At 65.2% G+C, this 26,523-nt stretch carries 17 protein-coding genes and 1 riboswitch; of the genes, 9 read left to right on the forward strand and 8 right to left on the reverse strand.

Features of this window, described 5'->3' with window-relative positions:
* Positions 1 to 1,615: 1,615 nt before the first annotated feature.
* From B5X73_RS03290 to ppa, 4 genes are all read left to right on the forward strand, one after another.
* Positions 1,616 to 7,024, forward strand: a complete 5,409-nt coding sequence (locus B5X73_RS03290) for an RHS repeat-associated core domain-containing protein (protein WP_254857212.1) — start codon at positions 1,616 to 1,618, stop codon at positions 7,022 to 7,024.
* A gap of 90 nt (positions 7,025 to 7,114) precedes the next feature.
* Positions 7,115 to 9,163, forward strand: a complete 2,049-nt coding sequence (locus tag B5X73_RS03295; RefSeq protein WP_079520571.1) for a sodium-translocating pyrophosphatase — start codon at positions 7,115 to 7,117, stop codon at positions 9,161 to 9,163.
* Between the two features lie 232 nt (positions 9,164 to 9,395).
* Positions 9,396 to 11,522 (forward strand): prolyl oligopeptidase family serine peptidase, encoded by a 2,127-nt coding sequence (locus tag B5X73_RS03300; protein WP_079520572.1) that lies wholly within the window; start codon positions 9,396 to 9,398, stop codon positions 11,520 to 11,522.
* A gap of 62 nt (positions 11,523 to 11,584) precedes the next feature.
* A complete protein-coding gene (gene ppa, locus B5X73_RS03305; RefSeq protein ID WP_079520573.1) occupies positions 11,585 to 12,118 on the forward strand; it encodes an inorganic diphosphatase in 534 nt (177 codons plus the stop codon).
* A gap of 87 nt (positions 12,119 to 12,205) precedes the next feature.
* Here ppa and B5X73_RS03310 read toward each other — a convergent pair whose 3' ends face one another.
* From B5X73_RS03310 to B5X73_RS03325, 4 genes are all read right to left on the reverse strand, one after another.
* On the reverse strand, positions 12,206 to 13,225 hold the full coding sequence (locus B5X73_RS03310) for a DUF2333 family protein (protein WP_079520574.1): 1,020 nt from the start codon (positions 13,223 to 13,225) through the stop codon (positions 12,206 to 12,208).
* A gap of 46 nt (positions 13,226 to 13,271) precedes the next feature.
* Positions 13,272 to 13,862: a ferritin-like domain-containing protein gene (locus B5X73_RS03315; RefSeq protein ID WP_079520575.1), complete on the reverse strand. Its 591-nt coding sequence runs from the start codon at positions 13,860 to 13,862 to the stop codon at positions 13,272 to 13,274.
* Positions 13,863 to 13,993: 131 nt separating this feature from the next.
* Positions 13,994 to 15,841, reverse strand: a complete 1,848-nt coding sequence (thiC, locus tag B5X73_RS03320) for a phosphomethylpyrimidine synthase ThiC (protein ID WP_079520576.1) — start codon at positions 15,839 to 15,841, stop codon at positions 13,994 to 13,996.
* A gap of 76 nt (positions 15,842 to 15,917) precedes the next feature.
* A riboswitch (TPP riboswitch) is annotated at positions 15,918 to 16,016 on the reverse strand.
* A 35-nt stretch (positions 16,017 to 16,051) separates the two neighbouring features.
* Entirely contained in the window at positions 16,052 to 16,717 is a 666-nt protein-coding gene (locus B5X73_RS03325; protein WP_079520577.1) for a TetR/AcrR family transcriptional regulator, read from the reverse strand.
* Positions 16,718 to 17,077: 360 nt separating this feature from the next.
* Between B5X73_RS03325 and B5X73_RS03330 the strand changes: the two genes are divergently transcribed.
* The 3 genes from B5X73_RS03330 to B5X73_RS03340 all read left to right on the forward strand — a co-directional run bounded on the left by B5X73_RS03330 (position 17,078) and on the right by B5X73_RS03340 (position 19,885).
* Positions 17,078 to 17,737: a protein-L-isoaspartate O-methyltransferase family protein gene (locus B5X73_RS03330; RefSeq protein WP_079520578.1), complete on the forward strand. Its 660-nt coding sequence runs from the start codon at positions 17,078 to 17,080 to the stop codon at positions 17,735 to 17,737.
* A gap of 34 nt (positions 17,738 to 17,771) precedes the next feature.
* Positions 17,772 to 19,124, forward strand: a complete 1,353-nt coding sequence (locus B5X73_RS03335) for a TolC family outer membrane protein (protein WP_079520579.1) — start codon at positions 17,772 to 17,774, stop codon at positions 19,122 to 19,124.
* Between the two features lie 167 nt (positions 19,125 to 19,291).
* Positions 19,292 to 19,885: a hypothetical protein gene (locus B5X73_RS03340; RefSeq protein WP_079520580.1), complete on the forward strand. Its 594-nt coding sequence runs from the start codon at positions 19,292 to 19,294 to the stop codon at positions 19,883 to 19,885.
* Positions 19,886 to 19,889: 4 nt separating this feature from the next.
* On the opposite strand, the gene waaA is transcribed toward B5X73_RS03340, so the two are convergent.
* Positions 19,890 to 21,155: a lipid IV(A) 3-deoxy-D-manno-octulosonic acid transferase gene (waaA, locus tag B5X73_RS03345; protein ID WP_079520733.1), complete on the reverse strand. Its 1,266-nt coding sequence runs from the start codon at positions 21,153 to 21,155 to the stop codon at positions 19,890 to 19,892.
* 80 nt (positions 21,156 to 21,235) lie between these two features.
* Between waaA and lpxL the strand changes: the two genes are divergently transcribed.
* Together lpxL and B5X73_RS03355 are read left to right on the forward strand one after the other, a co-directional pair.
* The gene (lpxL, locus tag B5X73_RS03350) at positions 21,236 to 22,153 is read left to right on the forward strand and encodes an LpxL/LpxP family Kdo(2)-lipid IV(A) lauroyl/palmitoleoyl acyltransferase (RefSeq protein WP_079520734.1); all 918 of its coding nucleotides are present in this window, start codon (positions 21,236 to 21,238) and stop codon (positions 22,151 to 22,153) included.
* Between the two features lie 246 nt (positions 22,154 to 22,399).
* Positions 22,400 to 23,317 (forward strand): VirK/YbjX family protein, encoded by a 918-nt coding sequence (locus tag B5X73_RS03355; protein WP_079520581.1) that lies wholly within the window; start codon positions 22,400 to 22,402, stop codon positions 23,315 to 23,317.
* On the opposite strand, the gene B5X73_RS03360 is transcribed toward B5X73_RS03355, so the two are convergent.
* The 3 genes from B5X73_RS03360 to B5X73_RS03370 are packed head-to-tail and all read right to left on the reverse strand — an operon-like array spanning position 23,261 to position 26,464.
* Complete coding sequence (locus B5X73_RS03360) at positions 23,261 to 24,058, reverse strand: glycosyltransferase family 2 protein (RefSeq protein ID WP_079520582.1); 798 nt, start codon at positions 24,056 to 24,058, stop codon at positions 23,261 to 23,263. The two genes, B5X73_RS03355 and B5X73_RS03360, sit on opposite strands and share 57 nt — an antisense overlap.
* Complete coding sequence (locus B5X73_RS03365) at positions 24,048 to 25,328, reverse strand: O-antigen ligase family protein (RefSeq protein ID WP_176167705.1); 1,281 nt, start codon at positions 25,326 to 25,328, stop codon at positions 24,048 to 24,050. The genes B5X73_RS03360 and B5X73_RS03365 overlap by 11 nt, the downstream gene beginning before the upstream one ends.
* On the reverse strand, positions 25,325 to 26,464 hold the full coding sequence (locus B5X73_RS03370) for a glycosyltransferase (RefSeq protein WP_036116201.1): 1,140 nt from the start codon (positions 26,462 to 26,464) through the stop codon (positions 25,325 to 25,327). Before B5X73_RS03370 ends, B5X73_RS03365 begins: the two co-directional genes overlap by 4 nt.
* Positions 26,465 to 26,523 lie beyond the last annotated feature (59 nt).

A 26,523-nucleotide genomic window follows, 5' to 3' on the forward strand; every position in this document is an offset into this window, starting at 1 on the left:
GTTCGAGCCCGATGGCAGCGTCCATGTCTACGGCAAGCGGCCCGATGCGCGACTTTGCGACCCTGCCGCGCCCGATCACGTAGCCGAGTGGCACATTCAGGAATCACTCACGGCGCTCGGTGCGCGTACCACGTATGAGTATGCGCCTGAAGACGGCTTCGGCGTACCTGAGGACGACCGGGACCGCCATGCTGCCCGCTACCTTTCCCGCGTCCGTTACGGCAACCCGTCGGGAAGCGAGACGCTTCTTGCGTGGCGTGAAACCGGACCATCCGTGGAGCCGTCCTTCTTTGAACTGCTGTTCGACTATGGATCGAGATCCTTCGACGAAGCCTCGGTCCCATCGTACGAGGCGACGAAGCCGTGGCCCGTGCGTGACGACCCGGTCAGCGATACGACCTATGGCTTCGAGTGCCGGACGCATCGCCTCTGTCGTCAGGTATTGATGTTTCACCATATCCCCGAGCTGGGCCCCGCCCCCGTGCTCGTGCGGCGACTGCTGCTGACGTACGACGTATCGAAGCGTTTCTCGCTGCTCGTGCGATGTGGATGGACAGCGTACGCCAGGGGAGCCGCGCCTCAGTCGATCCCACCGGTCACGTTCAGCTGGACCGACTTCGATCCTGCACAGGGCTGCGTAGGCAACGTGGTTCTGCCGCCGATGGCGATCGCGGACGGCATGGCATACGTCGATATGGATGGTGGCGGTATCCCTGGCCTCCTCTGGCGGGCGACGACCGGATGGATTTACAGCGCTGCTCGCCGCGAGGCGGGTAGCGACGACGGCGTGGCGTACGACGCACCGAAGCCCCTCACCGTCCCGTCGACCAACCGCCCAGGCACCTCCGGCATCCGGTTTCACGGAGCCAGCCCCTGGCAGTTCGTCGACAGGGAGGACCCGCGATATCCCGCGTGGGGCCTGAACTTCGGACCGGTCATCGGCCGCTACGCGCTGACCAGCGGCGTACGTTGGTCGCCCTTTCAGCCCGCCCAGGCTTCACATACGGAGGTCCGGGGGCATCAGGGGCACTGGGTGGACATCGATCGCAACGGATACGCTGCCCTCGTTACGCTTCAACGGCACGGCGTCTACGTGTATCCCGACGCCGCGAGTCCCCGGCCGGGACGAGCCCGGTTCGTGGCCCATGGTGAAGACGCGCTTCCGCTGGACGGCGATCCCACGACATGGCTCGGCCTGGGCAGCGTCCTCGCCGTCGGGTCGAACGATGTGCTGACCGTCTCGTCGGGGGGCGAACTCACCGTGTGGGCCGACAGGGGAGCCGGTCGATTCGCTCGCGCCCTGTCACTGGGGCAGATAGACGTAGGCGAGCGAGTGGATCCGGATCGGTTGTTCGTCGTCGATATCGACGGGGACGGCCTTGTCGACATGCTGTATGCGGGTCGGTCGTCGCTACTGATCTTTCTCAACCGCTCGGGGCACGGCTTCGACGCTGCCATCGCTCGTTCGTGGCCGGACGGACGACGCCTGGATCCGCGCTGGCGCTTTCACGTCGGGGACATTCAGGGTCGTGGCAATACGACGCTCATCGTCGACCAGGGCGCTTCGCGACGTGCCTCCGCGCATTGGGCGATACAGCTGGGCGAGCCACATGCCTTGCGCATCCATGCGACTGACAATCATCGTGGCAGCCGAACCCGCATCGCCTGGCGTCAGGCCGCGCAGGAGTGGCTCGACGCGCCGCATTCGCCCGATACTGCCAACGACGCCCCGCCGCCAGGACTGACCGTCGCCAAACGGATTACGCGCATCGACGACATCGCAGGAAGCGAGGCGTGGCGCGAGATGTCCTACCGGCATTGGCACTATGACGCTGGTGAAGCCCGGCAACGTGGATTCCAGCAGGTCGAAACGACAGTCGACGCAACGGTGCGCGACGGCGAACTGCCCGCGCGGCGCCAGTGCGCATGGTTCGCCGTAGGCGATGCGGCCGTCGATGAAGCGGCCATCGTCAACGTCGGCACAAGGACCACCCGGTGGCTGGCCGATAGCGACCGCGATGAAATACTGGCACCCGACCATCCAGCCCGTACCACGATGCAGCGTGCACTGGCCGGTTCGCTTCTGCGGACGGACACCTACGTCATGGATGGACCGTCATTTCGACTGGATTCGCGGCGGGCGTTCCGCTACCTCATACGCGTTACCGACGCCGACACCGCCGACGGATCGGAAGGCAGCGCGAACGTCGGATCGATGGCTGTCATCCTCCTCGAACATGTCGATGAGAGCTTCGGCGATTCGCCTGCCGATCCGCGAAGGATGCAAGCGATCTTTCTGAATCACGATGCCTTCGGCTTCCCGCGTCGCTCGATAGCGATCGGCTGCGCCCGCGCCGATGGCGTCGCGCCCGACGATCCGGACGATGCGGCCTTTTGGCACGCCTCGCGAGATGAGCAACAGGCACACCATGCGGTGGACGAATCGCTCGACATGCGATGGCACCTGACGGGAAACGACATATGGTGCCTGAACATTCCCGGCGAGCACCGGTCGCAGCATTATGTCCTCGCCCGCGACGAACTTTCCTGCCAGGACATGCACGCCGAGTGGTTCGAAGCACCGGATCATGCGGAAACGGGATCGCCGCGGCGGCTGTTGTCACTCTCGTGCGCGCATTACGACGACTACGCTCACATCACCGAACCTCGCTTTCCACCGCTGCTTGCCTCCGCGACGCGCGCCGCCATGGAGACCGCGGCACTTGATGAGTTCGGGCAGGTTCTTTCCCTGGAGACACGTGATGCGATTCTGCAGGAAGGAGGATATGTACCGATGCACAGTCGGCTTCTTTCCGAGGGTGAATCCCTGCTGGCCTTTGTCACGTCCCGGACCGAATACGACGGCATCGAGCACTTCCACCGCGTCCTCCGGACGTCGCCAGGGCTCAGCGCAGGGTGGACGCAATACGACTACGACGCGCACGATCTCTTTGCGGTGGGCGAAACGGATGCGCTCGGCTGGCACGCTTCGGTCGAGATCGATTATCGCCGCATGCGCCCCTGGAAATCCGTCGATGCCAATGGCATCACCCGGAGTGTCGTGATGGACGCCTTCGGCGCGGTACGCGCCGACAGCATTCAGGGCAAGGAACGCGATGGGGCCGATGGCATCGTCGAACGTTCATTTGCTGCCATATCGCTCGATGACGCACCGCGGACGATGGACAGCGAAGCCTGCCTTGCCGACCCCGCCGCCGCGCTGGGTGGCATGGCGAACGTGTGGGTCGTGGACGACTCCGCATGGGACCGGCAAGAAACTATGCGCAGCCCGGTACCTATCGTGCACCTGATGGCTGACCGTTATCCCGCCGACCCCGACCAGCAAATTCTTCGCAAGGTGACGCATATCGACGGTCAGGGACGCATTCTGCAGGTAGCGGCCGCTACCGAGGCGATCGACGGTGCATCGTGGTGTATCACATCAACCGCATCGTGGCATCCCGATGGCGCGTTGCTCCGCATGTGGCGTCCCTGCGCCGCGGCAGACTGGCGCTTTTCCGCGCCGTCAGCGGGCCGGTCATTCGACAGGTACGTCTGGGATGGCCGGGGCCGACTGACGGAAACGATTACCGCTGCGAACACGTGCCACAGGACGCACTATCGCAACTGGTACCTGACAGAGGACGATGCCAACCGGACAGCCTCCGCAGGGGACACTCCCGCACTGGTGCCCTCGACACCCTGGATGCTGGCCGTGGCACCGGGCGGCGGCCTCATCCGCCGAGGGCGCTATCTCCGGGACGAAAGCACCGGAACATCCACTTTGCTGATGGATCGCGCCATCGTAGACGACAGCGGGCGGATCGCATCGGTGTGCGATGCCCGTTCCATGCCGGATGGCACGCCCGTCAGAATCTATCCGACGCGCCTGGGTGGCGGACGAAGCTGGAGCGCAGACGCGGGGGAGACCTGGCGCCTGCACGGCGACTGCGGGCAGATGCTCTGGCAGCGGGATGCGCGCGCGATATCGTACCGGACGACTTACGACAGCGGGCTTCGTCCCATCCGATGCGCGACAGGGGATGCCGCCCAGGGACGTGTCGTCGCCCGGGTCTTCTACACGACACCGGCGACATCGCGGGAAGGCGATAACCTCGCCATGGCGACACAGCGCGTGTATCAGACGGCGGGGCGTGAGGACACCGAGCATGTGTCCCTGCAGGGCGTAGCAACCCGACAGACGTCGCGGCTTATCGCCGCCGACATCGTGGACTGGCATGACGGTGGCAACTGGGACGCCCTGCTGGAACCGGAGGTGTCGACGGTATCGACCGAGGTCGATGCCCTGGGCTCGGTCACGTCGATTACCGATGCGTCCGGCCATTGCCGATCCTATCGGTACGGTCTCGACGGGAGGCTCACGACGGCGACCCTGCGGTGCTCGACGGGACCCGAGCAGCCCATCATTTCGTCGATCATGCGCGATGCATGGGGCAGAATGGTACGTGCTCGCCTGGGAGCGGACATGACGAAGTCATGGGCCTATGATGAGGCGTCCGGCGAATTGCTTTCGACGAGGACCGAGCGTGAAGCGGGAATCGTCGTCCATCAACGTCAGCGTGTCGTCGACCGGGTCGGCAATGTGCTTGCCTGCTCCAGCACACTGGGAGAGACGACCTTCGCCTACGACAGCCTGTATCGGCTGAGCCGCGCCACAGGTGACGCATACCCACTCGCCGTTAATGACGGCACGCTGCCGCCGCTGGGCACCTCAGGAGACCTGACGGACGGCCGCCCTTACGAACGCACGTACACCTACGACGCCAATGACAATCTCGTCGTTGTGCGACATACCGCGCAAGGGGCCAGCAGCGACGTGCTTCGCATGACGATCGCGAGGGTTTCGAACCGTGCCGTGGTGGACACGCTGACCGTCGATCCCGATCTCGTCGACATGTACTTCGACGAGGCCGGCCATCAGCAAGTCTCCGGTAGCGGCGGCCTCACGCTGACCTGGAATGACGAAGGGCGTCTTCACACGGCCGACGCCGCGGATGCACGCAACCGACATGAAGTGCACCTCTATGGCGGTAACGGCAGACGACGACGGACAAGATGGTCACAGGGGGACGCTTCAGGGGAAATCAGACGCGACGGCGCCCTCGAACGGCGACGTGGAAGTGGCGCGTCACGAGATATCGTCGATTGCTCGGTCGGTTCAATCGGTATCCACGCGATAGCGACACCGACGGGCGCGGCGATAAGCTGGGAACTGGATGACGAGCAGCTTGCCGAATCATTCATCGTCGACACGCACGGCACGCTGATTACGGCAGAACGCTACTACCCGTATGGAACCACCGCACAACGGTGGGCCGCCAGCAAAGAAGACGACGACCTCAAGCCACGACGTTACGCGGGCAATCCACGCGACGATACGGGTCTCTATGACTATGGCGCGCGCTCCCTCCTGCCCTGGCTCGGACGCTGGGCAAGTTCCGACCCCGCCGGCGACACCGGCGGCATGAATCGCTACACGCTGGTGCGCGGAAATCCTTCGACCCATACCGATCTCGACGGCATGGCTGGCGATGACGAACCCATGGATGTGGATCCAGCGTCGGGCGTCATTCCCCTGTTCGAACCGGTCATGAGCGATGCATCAAGAACGCTGCGGGACGACGCCGAGCAGAAAATCAACGCGCGTCCCGACGTGCGTGCCGCATATGAGGCGTTTTTGACCGCGTCAACCGGGTTCGTCAGCCCATTCACCTCGAAGGGAGGGCGGAAAGCGCTCAGTGGTCACGTCGCTTTGTCCGGATATTACGTACCCGGGGGACAGGCAGAGTTGCCCAGCAAGTCGCCCATCAAAAACCAGGTGGCGCCCAGTTCGCATTCGGGCAAACCATACACTTTCACCGTCCCGGCGATGGAACAGCCGCACCCGAGAAAGGCGGGCACAACCGCAGGCTACGGAGCGGGCTTCGGCCGCACCGGGTACGTCAATCTCCAGGCGCCCGTTTATTACAGGAACACCGCCTCGGCATTTCCCGGTTTGTCGCCGCTGATCCATGGCAGCGTCGAGAACGGATATACGCGGTTCGATCCCGAACACCAGACAAACCCGAATGTGGACATTTCGCTGGCTCGCCAGTTTTACGTCTCGGATCCGGAAGCGCTGAAGCGTGGCGTAGACGGCCGGGCAGCGGAAGCGCCGTCGATAAAGCCCTACGGCGATACGCCTCGCCCCGCCACGCCGCCCAGGATGCACGAGGATTTCGCTCAGCATATGGACAGACATCTTGCAGTACATGCGATACAACAGTCGGGAGACGTGACCTACGTACGGCCACTGATGAAACAGGATGGCGTGCCGGGAGCCCATGCGGAAACTCTCGCACACAGCGCTGCTCTGGCAGCGCTGGATGAAGCGGGTGGAGACGCCGACCACATCGTCCTCTTCACCAGTCAGCTCAGCAAAGTCAGCGAGCGGCTCAGCGGCCTCGACAAGCTGACTCCCGACGAACGTACGGCGCGCATCCGGTCCGCCATCGACGAGAACAAATTTGTCGCCTGCTACAACTGCGACGGGCTGCTGAGCGGCGACATGACTGCGGGTCCCGGCGCGATCATCCACACCGGGCGCATTTCGTCGGCAGCGGACGCGCCCCATACGGCGCCCCTGCGCGCACCCCAGGACGATTTCATGGCGGTTCGCACGCCGAGCAACAGCTCGCGAAGCAGCTTCAGCAGCCAGGGGAGTCTGAGCAGCGCGTCGTCGTGGCAGGGAAGTCAAGCTTCCTTGCATGATTCCCCGGGTTCGTTCTCGGATACCAGCCCGCGCAAGCTGTCTCACACAGGATCACGTCAGGGGCTGGATGTATTCACCAGCGCGGATCTTCCATTAGGTCGCGGTGCCGGCGGCACACCACCCGCATCAGGGTGGGATCTGACACCGCCTCGTCCATCATCCGCACAGCAGGCGCCTGGCCGGCCGACGAAGCCGGTACGCCCGTCGTCCCCCCGATCCGCCGCGAGAAAGCTGGACTTCGGACCGACATGACGTGGCGCAGCGCACAACACCTTCCGCCACCTCCCCTGCCTATACTCGGCCCGGGCCCTTGGCGGGCTCCTACAATTCGGGGAGGCTTCGATGCTGCAGCAGTACGGTTTATGGATCGCGCTGGCATGTGCGGTCGTTGCGATTCTGTATGGCGCATTTTCGGTCAGCTGGGTTCTGGCCAGATCGCCGGGCAACGAACGAATGCAGGAGATCGCCGCGGCGATCCAGGAAGGCGCCCGCGCCTACCTCAACCGCCAGTACGCCACCATCGGTGTCGTCGGCATCGTCCTTTTCCTGCTCATCGGCATCTTCCTCGACTGGGGAACCGCGATCGGCTTCGCGTTGGGGGCGCTTCTCTCGGGGGCGACCGGTTATATCGGCATGAACGTGTCCGTTCGGGCCAACGTGCGAACCGCCGAGGCCGCCAGAAGCGGCCTTTCTTCCGCCCTCGCAGTGGCTTTCCGGGGCGGCGCGGTCACCGGCATGCTGGTGGTGGGCCTCGGCCTGCTCGGGGTCGCTGGCTACTACGGCGTATTGCTGCACATGGGCTACGAGCGCACGCACGCGCTGCATGCTCTGGTCGGCTTCGCTTTCGGGTCCTCGCTGATCTCGATCTTCGCGCGTCTGGGCGGCGGCATCTTTACCAAGGGTGCCGACGTGGGCGCGGACCTGGTCGGCAAGGTCGAGGCCGGCATCCCCGAGGACGATCCGCGAAACCCCGCGGTCATCGCGGACAACGTCGGTGACAACGTCGGCGACTGCGCGGGCATGGCCGCCGACCTGTTCGAAACCTATGCGGTCACGCTGATCGCCACGATGCTGCTGGGCGGCGTCATGGCTACCGAGGTCGGACCATCCGGCGTGCTGTATCCGCTGGTGCTCGGCGGTGCGTCGATCGTCGCCTCGGTCATCGGCACGTTCTTCGTCAAGACCCGCGGTGGCAAGATCATGAATGCGCTGTACGCCGGCGTGTTCGTCTCGGCGCTGCTCGCGGCGATCGCGTTCTGGCCGATCACGCAGTCGCTGATGGCCGACTCCTCCTACGGTGCCAACCGGATCTTCGGCTGCGCGGTGATCGGGCTGGTGCTGACGGGCGCGATGGTAGTTATCACCGAGTACTACACGGCGACCGAATATCGCCCGGTGCGCCACGTGGCACAGTCGTCGACCACCGGCCATGCCACCAACATCATCGCCGGCCTGGGCGTGTCGATGAAATCGACGGCCTTGCCCGTGCTGGCGGTATGTGCGGCGATCTGGGGAGCGCACACACTGGCCGGTCTGTACGGCATCGCCATCGCGGCCACCGCGATGCTAAGCATGACCGGCATGATCGTGGCGCTGGATGCCTATGGCCCGATCACCGATAACGCCGGTGGCATCGCGGAGATGGCCGAACTGCCCGCCGAAGTACGCGGTGTCACCGACCCGCTGGACGCCGTGGGCAACACGACCAAGGCGGTGACCAAGGGTTACGCGATCGGCTCGGCCGGCCTCGCCGCGCTGGTGCTGTTCGCGGATTACACGCACAACCTCAACCTGCACTTCGGCGGTACAGAGGTGCGTTTCGACCTGTCCAACCACTACGTGATCATCGGCCTGCTCATTGGCGGCCTGATCCCTTACCTGTTCGCCGCCATGGCGATGGAGGCCGTGGGCCGGGCAGCGGGAGCGGTCGTCGAAGAAGTGCGGCGGCAGTTCCGCGAGATCGCGGGGATCATGGAAGGTACGACACGGCCCGACTATTCCCGGGCGGTGGACATGCTGACCCGTTCGGCCATCCGCGAGATGCTGGTGCCGTCGCTGTTGCCGGTACTGGTGCCGGTGGTGGTGATCTTTGGCTTCAAGTGGCTGGGCGGTCCCGAAGCCGGCGCACAGGCGCTGGGCGGTGTGCTGATCGGCACCATCGTGACCGGCCTGTTCGTCGCGATCTCGATGACGACGGGTGGCGGCGCCTGGGACAACGCGAAGAAGTACATCGAGGACGGGCACTTCGGCGGTAAGGGCTCCGATGCGCATAAAGCGGCGGTCACGGGGGACACCGTGGGCGATCCCTACAAGGACACGGCCGGGCCGGCGGTGAATCCGCTGATCAAGATCATCAATATCGTGGCTTTGTTGTTGATTCCCCTGTTGTAGGGCTTCCGGGCGAGGAGCATCGCCAGCAGGGCTGGCTCCTACCCGAGCAGGGATACCCAGCTCGCGTGGGGGCCAGAGCCAGGGGTACCCAGCTCCGGGGGGAGCCAGCCATGCTGGCGAAAGCCCGGCTGCCTCAGCGTCGGACTGGCACCCGCTAGCCCACAAGTCATGCCCCGGACCCCGCCTTCCGTAAGCTAATGTCAGGGAACCGCTAGCAAACGGACCCGACCCCATGCACCGACGCTGGATTGCGCTGGCCATCGCCCTTACTTTCAGTGGCATGACCCACGCCCACGACACTCCCAAGACTTCCTCCGCCGCCGCCACTCAGGCCGCCGGCGACGACGAAAACCTCTGGCTCGACGACATCGACGGCGCGAAGCCGCTCGCATGGGTCAGGCAGGAAAACGCGAAGACCGTCAGCCGCTACGCGGAAGGCGCGGACTTCAAGACGCTGGAGGCACGCATCCTCGAGGTGCTGGACTCCGATGCGAAGATCCCGATGGTCAGCAAGATCGGCGATCATTTCTACAATTTCTGGCGCGACAAGCAGCATCCCAAGGGCTTCTGGCGCCGCACCACCCTGGCGGAATACCGCAAGGACAAGCCGGCCTGGGAGACCGTGATCGATCTGGACGCCTTGTCGGCGGCCGAGAAGGAAAACTGGGTCTGGCACGGCGCGCAATGCCTGCGTCCGGCGAACCGCCGCTGCCTGGTGTCGCTGTCGCGCGGCGGTGCCGATGCCGACGTCGTCCGCGAATTCGACCTGTCGACCCGGACGTTCATCAAGGACGGCTTCACCCTTCCGGAGGCGAAGACGCTGGTCAGCTGGGTCGACGACGACCATCTCTTCGTCGCCACGGACTTCGGCCCCGGCTCCATGACCGAATCGAGCTACCCGCGCATCGTGAAGGAATGGAAGCGCGGCACCCCGCTGTCGTCGGCGACGGTGGTTTACGAGGGCACGCCCAAGGACATGTCCATCTCGGCGTACCGCGACCAGACGCCGGGATTCCAGCGCGATTTCGTACAGCGCTCGCTCGAGTTCTACAACTCGGAAGTGTTCCTGCGCGGCAAGGACGGCAAGCTGAGCAAGATCGATGTACCGAACGACGCCGAAACCGACATCGAACGCGAATGGCTGCTGATCGAGTTGCGTACGGCGTGGACGGTCGGAGGGAAAACGTACCCGTCCGGTGCGCTGCTCGCGTCGAAGTTCGATGACTTCATGGCCGGCAAGCGCGACCTCACCGTGCTGTTCACCCCCGATGAGCACAGCTCGCTGGCCGGCCACTCGTGGACGCGCCATCACCTGATCCTCAATGTGATGCGTGACGTGGTCAGCCAGATCCAGGTGCTGACGCCGGCCGACAAGGGCCCGTGGAAGAGCGAACCCCTGGGCGGAGCACCGGCGCTGAGCACGGTGCAGGCTGGCGGCATCGATGCGGATGAGAGCGACGAGTACTTCCTCACCGTGTCGGGCTATACCCAGCCCACGACGCTCTATTACGGCGTGATCGGTCAGGGCGAAGGCCAGGCGATCAAGCACAGCCCGGCCTTCTTCGACGGCTCGAAGTTCACCGTGAGCCAGCACTTCGCCACCTCGAAGGACGGCACGAAGGTGCCCTACTTCGAGATCGCGCCGAACGGGATGAAGGCCGACGGGAGCAACCCGACGCTGGTCTACGGTTACGGCGGTTTCGAGATTTCGCTGCAGCCGATGTACTCGGGCGGCGTCGGCCGCGCCTGGCTGGAAAAGGGTGGCGTCTACGTCGTGGCCAATATCCGTGGCGGCGGCGAATACGGCCCACGCTGGCATCAGGCGGCCGTCAAGGCCAATCGTCCCCGCGCCTATGAGGATTTCGCGGCGGTCTCGCAGGACCTGATCGACCGCAAGATCACCAGCCCGAAGCATCTGGGCATGATGGGCGGCAGCAACGGCGGCCTCCTGGCCGGCAATATGCTGACCCGTTACCCCCAGCTGTACGGCGCGGTAGTCAGCCAGGTCGCCCTGCTCGACATGAGGCGCTATACGCATATGTCGGCCGGCGCCTCGTGGATGGCGGAATACGGCGACCCGGACAAGCCGGAGGAGTGGAAGTACATCCAGACCTTCTCGCCGTACCACAACCTGCACAAGGGCACGCATTACCCGGCGGTGCTGTTCACCACGTCCACCCGCGACGACCGCGTGGGCCCCGTGCATGCCCGCAAGATGGCGGCCCGCATGCAGGCGATGGGTTTCGACGCGGCTTTGTACGAGAACCTCGAGGGTGGACACGGCGCGGCGGCGGACAACAAGCAGTCGGCCTTCATGAACGCACTGAGCTACACGTACCTCTGGGACCACCTGAAATAGGCCGCAAAAGGCTTTATGCTACCCGGCCGTTCTTCTACCCCACTGAATCGTCAAGGAATCCCATGGGTCTGCATCTCGTTCCCGCCGGCAAGAATGTGCCGGACGAAATCAACGTCATCATCGAAATCCCCAAGGACGCCGAGCCGGTCAAGTACGAAGTGGACAAGGAAAGCGGCGCGATCTTCGTCGACCGCATCCTCTCCACGCCGATGCGCTACCCGTGCAACTACGGCTATGTGCCGGGCACCCTGGGCGGAGACGGCGATCCGCTGGACGCCCTGGTGATCCTGCCGCTGTCGCTGGTCCCGGGCTCGGTGATCCGTTGCCACCCGGTCGGTATGCTGAAGATGACCGACGAAGCCGGCGCCGACGAGAAGCTCGTCGTGGTTCCGGTGGAGAAGGTGTTCGCGGGCTACGCGCACATCAAGGACATCGAACAGGTTTCCGGCCACTGGCTGGAGCGCATCGGCCACTTCTTCGAGCACTACAAGGATCTGGAGAAGGGCAAGTGGGTCAAGGTCGACGGCTGGGTCGGCGCCGCTGAGGCGAAGTCCGAGATCCTGGCGGGTATGGATCGGTACAAGGCCGACCACTAAGCACGACGGTCGGCAACATATGTAGGAGCGCGCCTTGCGCGCGATGTTTCAGATTCGCGCGCAAGGCGCGCTCCTGCATGGTTTTTGTTACCCGCGGTTCAACAGCCCGCGCAGATCGATAATCGCGGCATTCGCCCGCGAGATGTAATTCGCCATCACCAGCGAGTGGTTGGCGAAGAATCCGAACGGCGAACCATTGAGCACCACCGGGCTGCCGAGCGCCTTCTGCGACTCCTCCAGCTCACGAATCACCTGCTGCAGACTGGCATCCGCGTTCTTGCTGCGCAGGATCGGCGCGAAGTCGTGGCGGATGGCCTTGAGCTGCTCAAGCAACGCCCACGTATAACCGCGCGCTTCGTAGAAGTTGTCGTCGATCTTGTTCCAGGGCGTCTTGACGTACACCGCCCGTGCCGGGCCGGCGTTGCCGCTGACGTCGGCGTTGGGCGCCGCATCCACCTTGAGCTGTCCCGCCGCTGCGGACAGCCGCTGCGAGAGGGAGCCGAGGCGCGCCGACACTGTCTGCAGGTAGTCCGCGAGGTTATCCGCGCGTGCGTAGAAGTGCGCGTTGGCGTCTTCCGCATCGCTCAGACGACCCAGATACTTCTCCAGATCGTCCACCGCCTTCGAATACTGCGATTCCGAACTGGGCAGCAACCAGCGATCGTTGGGGCTGTTGAGCAGCGGGTCGGCCTCGCCCAGATCCTTGTCCTCGGTGGACTGCGTCTGCGAACGGCTGAGATCGTTGCGCAACGCGCGCGACAGGTCGCGCGACGCGGTCAGCGAACCGAATTCCCAGTTGGGCATGTTGTCCATGAACACGCCGGGCGGCATCTTGTCGTTGCTGAGGTAGCCGCCGCGCTTGTCCATCAGGGTGTCGACGGAGCGGATCAACGTATATGTGGTGACGGCACCGGTGCTCAGAGGCCTGCCGATGTCTTTCATGTGCGCCGTGGTGACGGTGACCGGGTCGAACTGTTCCGGCTCCTTGTCCCACCACCACATGAAGAACAGGATGACGAGGATCAGGATCGCGACCGGCACGGCGACCAGGAGTCCGACAGGGTTGCGCCGACGGGGAGCCGGGGCGGGTGGGGCGGTCGCATTCATGATGTCTTTCCTTATCGTCGCGAACGTGAGCGCCTAGCTTACCCAATCAGTGCGCGGAGGGGTTCGAGGGTTCCCAGGTCGTCGTCGGCTCGCCCTTGGCGCCGAGATTCTCCAGCAGCGTCGCCATGTCCTCGGCGTGCTCTTCTTCCTGCGCGAGGATGTCTTCCATGATGCGGCGCGTGGTCGGGTCGTCGTCGCCGATATACGTGACGATCTCACGGTAGCTGTCGATGGCGATGCGCTCGGCGATCAGGTCTTCCTTGATCATGTCGACCAGCGTGGTGCCTTCCACGTAATCCGCGTGGCTGCGGGAAAGCAGGCCTTCCGGATTGAAATTGGGCGTACCGTCGAGCTGGGTAATGCGCTCGGCGATGCGATCGGCGTGGGCCTGCTCCTCGTTGGCATGCTCCAGGAATTCCGACTTGACGCTCTGCGAGTGAATGCCCGGTGCCATGTAGTAATGGAACTTGTAGCGAAGCACGCAGACGATCTCCGTCGCGAGGGCTTCATTGAGCAGTTTGATCACCGTTTCGCGATCGGCGCGATAGCCGGCGGTCACCGCGCCGTCGTCGATGTGCTGACGCGCACGCTTACGGATGTTCTCAATATCGCTGATGAAAGGCTTCGTGCTGGCCATGGCCTGGTCTCCTGGGAGAGTGGGTTTAGGTATGGCCGGAGACGTTAAGGGCCCCGCCGGGAAGGCGGGGTGAAGGTTATGGGGTGCGCCATAGGCTCGGGGCCTGCCGGCGCAGGCTCCCGGCCATGCCGTCACGCCTTTCGGTACACCTCGGCGCCTTGCGCGACGAACTCCATGCTTTTTTCCGCCATGCCCTGCTCCGCGACAAAATCGCGCACGTCCTGGGTGATTTTCATCGAGCAGAACTTCGGACCGCACATCGAACAGAAATGTGCCGACTTGTGTGCGTCTTTCGGCATCGTCTCGTCGTGGAATTCGCGGGCCTTGTCCGGATCCAGCCCCAGGTTGAACTGATCGTCCCAGCGAAATTCGAAACGCGCCTTCGACAGCGCGTTGTCGCGCACCTGCGCCCCCGGATGCCCCTTGGCGAGATCGGCCGCGTGGGCGGCGATCTTGTAGGCGATGATGCCGTCGCGCACGTCCTGACGATTGGGCAGACCGAGGTGTTCCTTGGGCGTTACATAGCAGAGCATCGCCGTGCCGAACCAGCCGATCATCGCGGCGCCGATCGCACTGGTGATGTGGTCGTAGCCGGGCGCGATATCGGTGGTGAGCGGGCCCAGCGTGTAGAACGGCGCCTCGTGGCACTTCTCCAGCTGACGTTCCATGTTCTCCCTGATCAGCTGCATCGGTACGTGGCCGGGGCCTTCGATCATGGTCTGCACGTCGTGCTTCCAGGCCAGCTTCGTCAGTTCGCCCAGTGTGTCCAGCTCGCCGAACTGCGCCGCGTCATTGGCATCCGCGACGCAACCGGGACGCAGGCCATCGCCGAGACTGAAGGACACGTCGTACGCCTTCATGATTTCGCAGATGTCCTCGAAGTGCGTGTAGAGGAAGTTTTCGCGGTGATGGGCGAGGCACCACTTGGCCATGATCGACCCGCCCCGGGAAACGATGCCGGTGACGCGCTTCGCGGTGAGGGGCACGAAGCGGAGCAGGACGCCCGCGTGGATCGTGAAATAGTCGACGCCCTGCTCCGCCTGCTCGATCAGCGTGTCGCGGAAGATGTCCCACGTGAGTTCCTCGGCCACGCCGCCGACCTTTTCGAGCGCCTGGTAAATGGGCACGGTCCCGATGGGCACGGGCGAGTTGCGGATGATCCACTCGCGCGTCTCGTGGATGTGCTTCCCCGTGGAAAGGTCCATGACGTTGTCGGCTCCCCAGCGGATCGCCCAGACCAGCTTCTCGACTTCTTCCGCGATGCCGGAGCTGACCGCGCTGTTGCCGATGTTGGCGTTGATCTTGGTCAGGAAATGACGGCCGATGATCATCGGCTCGGCTTCGGGATGGTTGATGTTGGCCGGAATGATGGCGCGGCCGCGTGCGACTTCATCGCGCACGAACGCCGGCGTGATGTGCCCGGGCAAAGCGGCGCCGAACGCTTCCCCAGGATGCTGCGTGCGCAGGGCACTGTCGGCCAGCGCCTCGATGCGCTGGTTCTCGCGGATCGCGATGTATTCCATTTCCGGCGTGACGATCCCGCGGCGCGCGTAGTGCATCTGCGTGACGTTGGCGCCAGCCTTCGCCCGAAGCGGCAGACGCGTGCTGCCGAAGCGGAAGGCATCGAGCCGGGAGTCGTGCACGCGCGAGCGGCCGAACGCCGAGGACAGCCCATCGAGACGCTCGACGTCGCCCCGCTCCTCGATCCAGCCTGCCCTCAGCGCAGGCAACCCCGCGGCCAGGTCGACCGTGTGCGCCGGATCCGTATAAGGCCCCGAGGTGTCGTAGACGACGATGGGCGGATTCGCCTCTCCCCCGAACAGCGTGGGCGTGGCCGACTGTGCGATCTCACGCATGGCGACGCGAACGTCCGCCCGGCTGCCGCCGATGTGGATCTTGCGCGAGCCGACGATCGGCGTGGTGACGGAGGTGGAAAGCTCGCGCGCGGCGCGGGCAAGATCGGTGGGACTGGCATTCATCGGCTTCTCGTACCTTGCGGATAAGGGAGAAGCGGACGGCGCCGCCACGCCGTGCCCCGTGCATGGACGCACGTTGCCTGTCGTGGACGAAGCTTCCTACGCCGGTACGGACCGGATCAGGTTCGAAGGGACTCTCTCAGCCCGCGCAATTGCTTGGGCACCCCCGCTTCGAGGCCGATTCAACCACGAAGCGGGGCGGGAAGCGAGCGCTCAGCCCTTGGGCGAGCGCGGCTCATAGGCGCGGAGGAACATGTCGACGGCCGCCAGGGCATTGGCCTTGACCTCCTCGCCGAACTGCACGGCGCAGTCTTCGCAGCCAAACAGGCGCCGGATGAGCAGGTCGCCCTTGAGCAGCGCGAGGAACTGCGTGGTCGCACGGGAAATGTCGACGATATCGAGCTGACCGCGCGAGGTGGCGCCCTCGAGCAGGCGCATCACCAGCTTGTGCATACGTGCCGGCCCTTCCTCCCAGACCAGGCGACCGAAACGCGGATTACCGCCCGACTGGCAATCGGACAGAATCGCGCGGAACGTACCGACGGACTCGGTGTTGGTCTCCATCGCCGCATGCCGGCTGGCGATGTTGGTCAGCGTGACGCGGATGTCCGCGCCCGGGCTGAAGTCGAACAGGTCGTCCGGCAGGCGCTCCTGTACGTGCGCACGGATGACTTCACGGAAAAGGTTGTCCTTGTCGCCGAAGTGGCTGTACACGGTGAGCTTGGAAACGCCCGCGGATGCCGCGACCGCATCCATGCTGGTGCCCGCGAAGCCGCCCTGCGTGAAGAGCGCCTTGGCGGCATCCAGGATAGCCGCGCGCTTCTCCATGTCCTTGGGACGCCCCGGGCCCTGGCTCTTCATTTTCGGGCTGGCGTTCATGGCTGCACCTTCACAAACAGAAATTATGACTTTATTATACGCAGCGGTTCAGTTATTTCCACCACTCCTGCGGCATGAGCCTCAAGGTGGCGGTACGACGGAAGCGCTGCGCGGCGGATTACAATGAAGTGGGGCCACTGCCCGGGTAAACCCAAGGCGTTCAGGGGCTTGCACCATTCATCGTTCAGGCGCCAGCGAGTGAAGGCACGGTCGGGCATGACTTCCGTCAGCCCGGTCCGGTGACTTCCGGCACTTAGCTCGGGCGGTGGCGCACCCGCAGCCTTGGCACCATTGGGAAAACGGGCGCTAAGCGCTTATCCTTTCGAACCTTTTTCAGCTTTTCGTACGGGATCCAAAACCATGGCGATGAATTTCGAGCAGGCACGTCAGAACATGGTCGAGAACCAGGTTCGTCCCTGGGAAGTCCTCGATGCCGACGTCCTGGAGACGCTGAAGGGCGTCCGTCGCGAAGATTTCGTCGCGCCGTCCCACCGGAACGTCGCCTTCGCCGACCTGACCCTCCCGCTGGGCCACGGCGAAGTGATGATGAAGCCGGTCGTCGAGGGCCGCGTGTTACAGGCGCTGGAACTGAAGAAGACCGATGAGGTACTGGAAATCGGTACCGGCTCGGGCTTCCTGACCGCTTGCCTCGCCCGCCTCGCCGGCAAGGTCACCAGCATCGACATGCACGCCGACTTCGTCGACGCCGCCCGCGGGCGCCTGGCCGCCGCCTCTGTGGTCAACGCCACGGTGGAAACCGCCGAAGCCGTCAACGGCTACCAGCCGACGGGCGTTTTCGATGCCGTCGTGGTGACGGGCGCCGTCCATGCGGTTCCCGAAAAATTCGTGCGCTGGCTCAAGCCGGGCGGGCGCATGTTCGTCGTACGCGGCGATTCCCCCGCGCAGACGGCGGTCCTCCTCACCCACGAGGGTGAAGGCCGCTATCGCGAGGAATCGCTGTTTGAAACGGACCTTCCTTACCTGGCGCATGCCGCGCCGGTGAAGCGCTTCGTGCTTTGACCCAAAGATCTCCCATCACCCACGAGGCGAAACCATGCGCTTGAAGCTGCTCACCGTCGCGCTGGCACTGGCCGCGACGCCGTTCGCGAGCCACGCTGAAGACCTGCTCGACGCCTACCGTCAGGCCCGGGCCAACGACCCGGTGCTGTCGCAGGCCGATTCCACCCGTCTCGCCACGGGTGAAACCGTCGTACAGAGCCGTGCGTTGCTGCTCCCGCAGATCAGCGCGCAGCTGGGCATCACCCAGACGGATCAGAATGGTCCCGATCGCGACACGACCACGGGCACGGACCTCGGGCATACCCGGACGCGCAGCGAGTCGGCCACGGTCACCCAGAGCGTGCTCGACTTCAGCAAGTACTCCGATCTGAAGGCCGCCAAGTCGTCGTCGCAGGCACAGGACGCCACGTATGAAGCCGCCCTGCAGCAGCTCTCCACGCGCGTGGCCACGGCCTATTTTCAGGTCTTGACCAACGACGACGCACTGACCTTCGCCAAGGCCAACGAGCAGGCGCTCGCTCGTCAGCTCGAGCAGGCGCAGCAGCGTTTCGACGTCGGCCTGTCCGCGATCACCGACGTGCAGGACGCCAAGGCCCAGCACGACACCTCGGTCGCCGCCGTCATCACCGCCGAGAACACCCTGGCGGATTCGCGTGAGGCGCTGACCCAGATCACCGGCAAGCCGGCGGACAATCTGAAGAAGCTGCGCGAAGACCTGCCCATGGATGCCCCGTCGCCCAACGATCCGAAGGCCTGGGTCGCCGAAGCGGTCAAGAGCAACCCGACCATCCTCGCCTCGCAGTACAACGTCGACTCGGCGGAGCACAGCATTTCCTCCGCCCGCGCGGGTCATCTGCCGACCATCGACGCGAGTGCCGGTTACAGCAAGAGCACCTCCTGGACGCAGAATGCAGGCAGCCCGGCGACCGACGCCCTCAACCGTGTCTCGGGCAACGGCCGCGGCGGCACCAGCGTCGGCCTGACGCTCAGCGTGCCGATCTTCTCCGGCGGCGCCACGCAGTCGCGCGTTCGTCAGTCGATCTACCAGCGCGACGCCGCCCAGGACTCCCTGGAAAGCGCCCGCCGTCAGGTCGTCCGCGACACGCTGAACTACTACCGCTCGGTCGTCGCCGGTATCAGCAAGGTGGAGGCCACGAAGGCCGCCGTCGCCTCCTCGGAGAGCGCGCGCGACGCGACGCAGGCCGGTTTCGAAGTCGGCACGCGCACCATCGTGGACGTGCTGATCGCCCAGCAGAACCTGACCTCGTCGCTCAGCGACTACTCGCAGGCCCGTCATCAGTTCATCCTCGACAAGCTGCTGCTCAAGCAGACGGCCGGCACGGTGGACGTGAAGGATCTCGAGGCGATCAACGCGTTGCTGCAGTAACGGCTTTCCTTTCGGGGGAAGACTAAGAAACGGGCCCTCGCGGCCCGTTTTTTTTGCTCTTTGGCGGACACGCCCTACACGAACGCACGGGCGGCGCTGACTCCTACGAACCCGCCGCCCGACGAAGATGGCCGGGCCCAACCGGGCCTCGGAACCAAGGAAGAACCATGAAGGGATTGATCATCGTCGGTCTGCTGGCGACCACTGGCTTAGCCCATGCGTCACCGACCTCCCCGGCAGACCACAGGCTCAAGATCGTCGAATATGCGAGCGCCACGTCGTTCGAATACGACGTCCGGGCCAAAGGTGTTCTCGGCGATGTCGTTGCGCCGTATGCCACGGTCTGGACCAGCGCCATGCGCAACTGCGATGTGCGCGGCGGCTACGTCACCGAATACCACGACGGGTTCAAGCGCAGTTATTACGACACGCGCGAAGGCAGCGTACGGGTGAACGCCTATGCCACCTGCCGCGTTGCCGAGGATCCCTTCGCCCACCTGATCAAGGAGAGCCCGATGCCCGTGGCGTCCATCGTCACCGGCGATGGCCTGGGCCCGTCGACGGGGCTTGCCCAGGCCAGCGGCGAGCCGCACGCGGCCTATCGGGCCGTCCGCGACCTGGTATACAAGACGTGCCTGGACCAGGGTCGCCGCGTTCGCTTCATGAGCACCCACGTCGACAACCGGCCCAACGCGACGCCGCAGGTGGAAGGCCGGTTCGCCTGCAATTCCGGCCTCGACGCCGGGAACCAGAGGGACTGACCCCTCACTCCTGAAGCAGGGTATCCACCAGCGCCATCACCTTGCCCACGGATCCGCGCTCGCTGTCGAAGACGTGGCGAGCGCGGTTTCCCATGATCTCCCGGCGCTCCTTGTCCCGAAGCAGGGCGAGCACCTGCTCGCCGAGCTCGTCGCCGTCCTTCACCCGCTGACCGCCGCCTTCATCGAGCAGGGCCTGCGTGATTTCCTCGAAGTTGTACGTATAAGGCCCGACAAGCACCGGCTTGCTCAGTGCGGCGGGCTCCAGAACGTTGTGTCCACCGATGGATACCAGGCTGCCGCCGACGAAGGCGACATCGGCCGACGCGAAGAAGCGCAGCAGTTCGCCCATCGAATCGATGACGAAGCACTGCGTGGAATGACCGGGAATGTCATCGCCGCTGCGCGTTCCCACCTGGAAGCCCAGGCTGCGGACGGATGCCTCGACGGCCTTGAACCGCTCGGGATGACGGGGTGCGATCAGCAGCAGCGCATCCGGCAGACGGCGCATCACCGCGAGGTGAGCCTCGAGGACGCACATTTCCTCGCCTTCGTGCGTGCTGGCGGCGATCCAGACAGGACGCCCCGTGCCCCATGCCTCGCGCATGGCCAGGCCCGCCTGCAACGCCGTGTCCGGCACCGGCATGTCGAACTTGAGGTTGCCGCAGACCGTGAGCTGGCTGGGCTCCGCACCGAGCAGACGATAGCGCGCGGCATCGGTGCGGGACTGTGCGGCGATATGACTGACGCAGCGCAGGGCGCGGCGGACGAGGGAGCTCATGCGGGCGTAGCCGCGCAGCGATCGCTCGGACAACCGGGCATTGGCGATCAGCAGCGGAATGCCGTGCTTGCGGCAGGCGAAATACAGGTTCGGCCAGATTTCCGTTTCGACGATGATCGCCAGCCGCGGGCGCGTACTGCGCAGGAAGCGCTTCACGGCGAACGGCAGGTCGTACGGCAGGTACACGCTGTGGACGCTGCTGCCGAACAGCTGGCGCACGCGTTCGGAGCCGGTCGGGGTCACCGTGGTAACCAGCATCGGCGCCTGCGGGTAGGCTTCCATCAGCGCTTTCACCAGGGGCTCGGCGGCATTGACCTCACCTACCGACACCGCGTGCACCCAGAGGCAGCCGGCCAGGCGCGGTTCGCGGAAGCGACCGAAGCGCTCGCGCCAGCGCACGTGGTAGTCGCCGTAGCGCATGCCACGCGCCATCAGACGGAGCATCACCAGCGGCGTGAACAGGTACATCGCGAAGTTGTAGAGCAGGCGCAGCAGCACGCGATTCCCTGGGTTGACCCGTGACCGGTCAGTATAGCCGCGCCCATTCGCTACAATGGGCGGACATGCCCGGTATGACCCGCCCTACCCTGACGCGCCAGCTTCTTACGCCCCGCCACTGGCCGGCGTGGCTTGGCGTCGGCTTCATCTGGCTCATCGCCCACCTGCCCTTCCGCTGGCTGATGCGCCTCGGACGCATGGCGGGACGCCTGGCCCTGCACCTGAACCCCGAACGGCGGCGCATCGCCGCGACCAACATCGCCCTCTGCTTTCCGGAGCTGGATCCGGAGGCACAGAAAGCGCTGGTTCGCGCCAATCTGTGCGACGTCGGCATGATGCTGGCCGAATTCGCCCTGGGCTGGATGGGCTCGGACCGCGCGATCGCGAAGGTCCCCGTCACCGTCGACGGGCTGGAACACCTCGAAGCCGCACGCGCCGCCGGCCGTGGCGTACTCCTGGTCGGCGGACACTTCTCGCATCTCGAACTGAGCGCGCGCCTCGTCTCCTCGCGCATCCGCATCGCGGGCATGTACCGCCGCATGGATTCGGAGGTGTTCGAATTCGCGGTGCTGCGCTCGCGCCTGCACTACGCGGATGCGATGTTCGACAAGGACGATATCCGTGGCACCGTGCGCTACCTGAGGGCCGGCGGCACGCTCTGGTATGCGCCCGACCAGGACATGCGCAGCAAGGACAACGTCTTCGTGCCGTTCTTCGGCGTGCCGGCCGCGACCATCACGGCCACGCATCACCTGGCGCGACTCTCCAACGCGCTGGTGATTCCGTTCTACCACCGGCGCCTGCCGGGAGACGCGGGCTACGCCATGCGTCTTGGCGCGCCGCTTGAGGATTTTCCCAGCGACGATGCCGCACGCGACACCGAGCGGGTGAATGCGCAGATCGAACAGATGGCGCGTGAGGCACCTGAGCAATACCTGTGGGTGCATAAGCGGTTCAAGACGCGGCCGCCGGGTGAGCCGAAGATTTATTAGGCGGTAGCGACGGGGTGGTGCGGCTTCTTTGCTTCGTTGGCTTTTCGCGAACAGGGTTCGCTCCTACAGGTGCGCGGTGGGCCCAGACGGATAGCTGCCCTGGATACTTCTTTCATGGGAGTTTCTCCTACCTTTCTTGCGGTATACGCTGACGAAATGCCGAACCTTTCGTCATAAACAACGAAAGCTTCGCGAAAAAACACGCGCGTAGAACGTCCGTCGTCACCCCTCAAGACGGACCTTCCCATGCAGTCGATCTTTCGTTTCGCGCGTTCGTTGCGCGGCCGCAGCGCGTGGCACCGCAAGCGGTCGCACGTGGTCAATGCGGTACTCAACTATGTCGGCCGCAGTGTGGCGCACTGGCGGGAGCACGACGCATGGCTGGCCTTCCTGGAGACACCGCCGATGGCCGGCGTCTCGTCGATCGACACCATCCTCACCGAGCGCTACCAGCACCGCTATATCAGCAAGGCCTGGAATCGCGAGCGCCGGCTGAAGGTGCTGCGCGAGCATTACGAATTCGCCCTTGCCCGGTTCCCCCGGACGCTGTTCCACGTGCTGTACCGCGAGCGCCAGGTCTTGCTTGGCAAGGTGCTCCTGCGTAACGGTGAGGCTCTCTCGCTGATGCTCAAGGCGCCGTTCCGACGCGCCCGCGAGGGTGAGATGACGCTCTCGCTGGTCGATCACCAGGGCATGCAGATCTCCTATGCGGCGTTCTCCTTCGTCGACGGCGGCAAGGCCATCGCCATCGGCTGCCTGCAGGGCGCGCCCAACCACGCCGGGCTGGAAGCCGTGCGCGAACTCACGCGGCAGTGCCATGGCCTGCGTCCTAAGAACCTCCTGCTGTCGCTGATCCGTTCGCTCGCCGAGGCTTTCGAGGTGGAACGCGTCCTCGGGATATCGAATGAGGCTCACGTCTTCGCGGGCATCGCCGACAAGGTAAAGGCCGACTACAACGGCTTCTGGCGCGAGTCCGGTGGACAGGAGACCAGCGAGGGCTTCTACGCCATGGCCCCTCACGAGCCCGTGCGTTGCGAAACCGAGGTCGAAAGCAAGCGACGCAGTGAGTTCCGTCGGCGCGAAGCGCTGCGTCACGAAGCCTGCTATCTAGTCCTCAGGGCGTTCGGATTTGAACGCGCCGTGGTCCTGCCGCTGGCCGCCTGATACGCGGCGCTCGTACAGCTTGGCGTACTTCAGAAACGCATAGAAGGCGTGTACCCGGGCGGCGATGAAACCCGCCCAGCCGCCCCGCCAGTGACCACGCCAGAAGTAGTACCGGGCAAAAGCGATGGCGGGATAGACCACCATCCGCAGACGAAGCATCCGCGGCTCCCGCGTCTGCCGGTCGCGCACCTGCAACGTCGAATAACGGTTGGCCTTATCGACCCGCCCGTCGATATCGCGCTCGCCATAGTGATCGATGATGGCATCGAGGCGCCGCACCGGCCCGCGCACCAGGACACTCTCGTGTACCTCGTGACCGCTCATGCCGGCGCGCGTGCGGTCGAACAGACGCACATAGTGATTCAGGCGCGCGCGACCGGGCTGCCAGCGCCAGAACACCCACTCGCGACGGAGCATCTCGAAACCCGCGACATCGGGCGTGACGAGCGCCGCCCTCACCCGCTCGGCGGCGATGGCGGGCAGCGCCTCGTCCGAGTCCAGCAGCAATACCCAACGGTGGACGGCGAGATCGATCGCCGCCTGCTTCTGTGCGCTGTAGCCGGCGAACGGCTGAATGCTCACCCGTGCCCCATGCGACGCGGCAATGTCGCGCGTCTCATCGGTCGATCCGGAATCCAGCACGACGATGTCGTCGGCAAAACGGACGGAGGCGAGACAGGCGCCGATTGTCGCCGAGCTGTTGAACGTGGTCACGACGACCGACAGCGGCTCACGCGCCACGGGACGGTTCCAGGTCCGGCAGATCGACGAGCAGCGCCGCGCACCACACGGCGAACAGCCACGCGGTGAGCAGACCCCACCATGCCGAATAGAAGGCCATGTGCGTATTCAGGGGGAAGAAGATCGCAAACAGCGCCACGCTGGCGGGGAATGCACGCTCGCGCGCCACGGGACCGGCTTTCCACCAGACGCGGACGGCCAGCACGGTGGCCGCAAGCCACGCGAGGAGGCCGAGGGTTCCGGTCTCGGTGGCGGCCTCGAGCACGACCTGATGAGGATGGCAGGCACCCTCCCCATCGCCGCATTTCTCGATGGTCAGGAAGTGGTCTCCGGGCGACGCGACCGATGGATAGGCCACGCGGAAGCCGCGGACGCCCACGCCGTTGATGGGATGCGCCGCATAGAGGCGCAGCGATGTCGTCCAGATATCGAGACGCCCGGTCAGCGCGGCGTCCAGGCCCGCGCTGGTACCGGTGAGGGCGGGCAAGGTATGCGCCACCCGGTCGCGGAATCGCGGCGATACCTGCCATGCCAGTGCGCCGACCAGAAGCACGACCGCGCCCATGCCCAGACAGGCCACGGCGAAGCGACGGAACGTACCCGCCTCACGCCAGAGGAACGCCAGGGCGACGAGTGCATAGCAGATCCATGAGGCGCGCGAACCGGAAAGCAGCACCGGCCCGAGCGCCAGCAGGAACGTCAGGATCAGGCCCCGGCGCCCCCACCGCTCGCGCGCGGCCCAGAGAAGGAACGGCGCCAGCGCGGACAGCGCGGGACCGAGCTTCAGGTTGGTCGCCCCGAAGATGCCGGACAGTCGGGCGGGATCGGAGGCGCCCGCGAGGCCATAACCGGTCAGCGCCTGCACCCAGGCATCGGCGACCCAGAGCGCGACGACCGCTGCGGTGGCGAACCACATGGCGCGCACCTTCCCTGGCCGGCGCATGGCGAAACACGTGTACACACCCAGCGGAGCGAACCGGAGGATGCCCGCCAGCGTGCCCCAGCTCTTCGCGGGCGAGACGGCGTCGACGACGGAGACGAGCGCGGCGCCCGCGTAGGCGGCGAACAACCAGAGAAACAGCCGCGCACCGGGATGATGGCGAATCGCCGTCGGCTCGCGCACGACGAGCAGTATCGATCCGACGAGTGCGAGAAACACGCCCACCTCGGCACTGCGCCCCAGCGGCAGCAACGCGGGCACCAGCCAGATCGGCAGGAGCGGCGAGGCAAGCCCCGCTTTCAGCAGCGCACCGGGCCCGCGCGAGCTCACGCGGCCGGGGTGCCTTCGACCAGCTCGGCATACAAGGCGAGCGTGGCCGACTGCATGTCGACGAGGCGGTAGCTGCGCGGCGGCGGAATCGGAGGCGCGAAACGCAGGAGTTCAGCGGCGCGCTCGACCAGGCGTTCGCGATCGCCCAGCGGCACGCGGCCCGCGGGATAGAGCTCGGCCAGGAGTTCGCCGACGCCACCGTGCGCGTAACCCATGACGGGGCGGCACAAGGCCAGCGCCTCGACCACCGTACGGCCGAACGACTCCGGCCGCACCGACAGCTGCAGGACGAGATCGGACAGGGCGTAGACGTCGCGCACGTCCGATCGCGCCGGCGAGATCACCACACGGTCGTCGAGGCCGCGCGCATGAATGAGCTGACGCAGCTCGGCGACATACGCCTCTCGCCCCGGTTCGTCCGCGCCGAGCAGCAGCAGACGCGCATCGATGGCGCGCTGTTGAAGGTCCGCGATCAGTTCGATCGCGTCGGCATGACCTTTCAGGCGGGTGCCACGGCCCGGCAGGGTCAGCAGAGGCGCGCCGGCCAGTTGCGGGTATTGCTCGAAGAACGCCCGCTGCCAGCTGTCGTCGGGACGGTAACCGTAGGGAAACGCCTCGGTGTCGATGCCACGCGGCACCACGGCGATGCGCGCGGTCTCGATATCGTCGGGGTAGTGGCGCAGCACGTAGTCACGCAGGGTCTGCGAGACCACGATGACCCGCTCCCCGCGGAGCAGGATCGCGCTGTAACGACCCGGACTGTTCAGCCCGTGCACGGTCGTGACGAAGTGCGGACGGGGCTTGACCCCACGCATCGCCCACCAGCCGATCCATGCCGGCAGCCGCGAGCGGGCGTGCACGATGTCGGGCTTCAGTTCGCGCAGGATGCGGCGCAGCTTGCCTACCGTGAACAGGGTACCCAGGGATTTGCGACCGATGGGCAGGGCGATGTGCTCGCTGCCTTCGGCTTCCAGCTGCGCCACCAGGCGTCCGCCCGCCGAGACCACCACCGACCGATGCCCCGCAGCCACCAGCGCCCGCGCGATTTCCAGGGTCGAGCGTTCGGCCCCGCCCGAATGGAGCGAGGGGATCAGCTGTACGACGGTCATCGTCCGGTGCGGGGAGACGGTGGCCATGGGTGGTTCCGGTGAGTGTGATGACGCAGGCGAAGCACGAAACGTGCCCGCAGGGGGCC

The sequence above is a fragment of the Luteibacter sp. 22Crub2.1 genome, assembly GCF_900167995.1.
In the GTDB taxonomy this organism is placed as follows: domain Bacteria; phylum Pseudomonadota; class Gammaproteobacteria; order Xanthomonadales; family Rhodanobacteraceae; genus Luteibacter; species Luteibacter mycovicinus.

Excerpts from the sequence above, each read along its gene's own strand:
- B5X73_RS03330 (WP_079520578.1), top strand. The coding sequence starts at position 17,078 with ATGGCGATGAATTTCGAGCAGGCACGTCAGAACATGGTCGAGAACCAG.
- B5X73_RS03335 (WP_079520579.1), top strand. The coding sequence starts at position 17,772 with ATGCGCTTGAAGCTGCTCACCGTCGCGCTGGCACTGGCCGCGACGCCG.
- B5X73_RS03370 (WP_036116201.1), bottom strand. The coding sequence starts at position 26,464 with ATGGCCACCGTCTCCCCGCACCGGACGATGACCGTCGTACAGCTGATC.
- B5X73_RS03300 (WP_079520572.1), top strand. The coding sequence starts at position 9,396 with ATGCACCGACGCTGGATTGCGCTGGCCATCGCCCTTACTTTCAGTGGC.
- B5X73_RS03315 (WP_079520575.1), bottom strand. The coding sequence starts at position 13,862 with ATGGCCAGCACGAAGCCTTTCATCAGCGATATTGAGAACATCCGTAAG.
- B5X73_RS03355 (WP_079520581.1), top strand. The coding sequence starts at position 22,400 with ATGCAGTCGATCTTTCGTTTCGCGCGTTCGTTGCGCGGCCGCAGCGCG.
- thiC (WP_079520576.1), bottom strand. The coding sequence starts at position 15,841 with ATGAATGCCAGTCCCACCGATCTTGCCCGCGCCGCGCGCGAGCTTTCC.
- B5X73_RS03340 (WP_079520580.1), top strand. The coding sequence starts at position 19,292 with ATGAAGGGATTGATCATCGTCGGTCTGCTGGCGACCACTGGCTTAGCC.
- B5X73_RS03310 (WP_079520574.1), bottom strand. The coding sequence starts at position 13,225 with ATGAATGCGACCGCCCCACCCGCCCCGGCTCCCCGTCGGCGCAACCCT.
- lpxL (WP_079520734.1), top strand. The coding sequence starts at position 21,236 with ATGACCCGCCCTACCCTGACGCGCCAGCTTCTTACGCCCCGCCACTGG.
- B5X73_RS03295 (WP_079520571.1), top strand. The coding sequence starts at position 7,115 with ATGCTGCAGCAGTACGGTTTATGGATCGCGCTGGCATGTGCGGTCGTT.
- ppa (WP_079520573.1), top strand. The coding sequence starts at position 11,585 with ATGGGTCTGCATCTCGTTCCCGCCGGCAAGAATGTGCCGGACGAAATC.
- B5X73_RS03325 (WP_079520577.1), bottom strand. The coding sequence starts at position 16,717 with ATGAACGCCAGCCCGAAAATGAAGAGCCAGGGCCCGGGGCGTCCCAAG.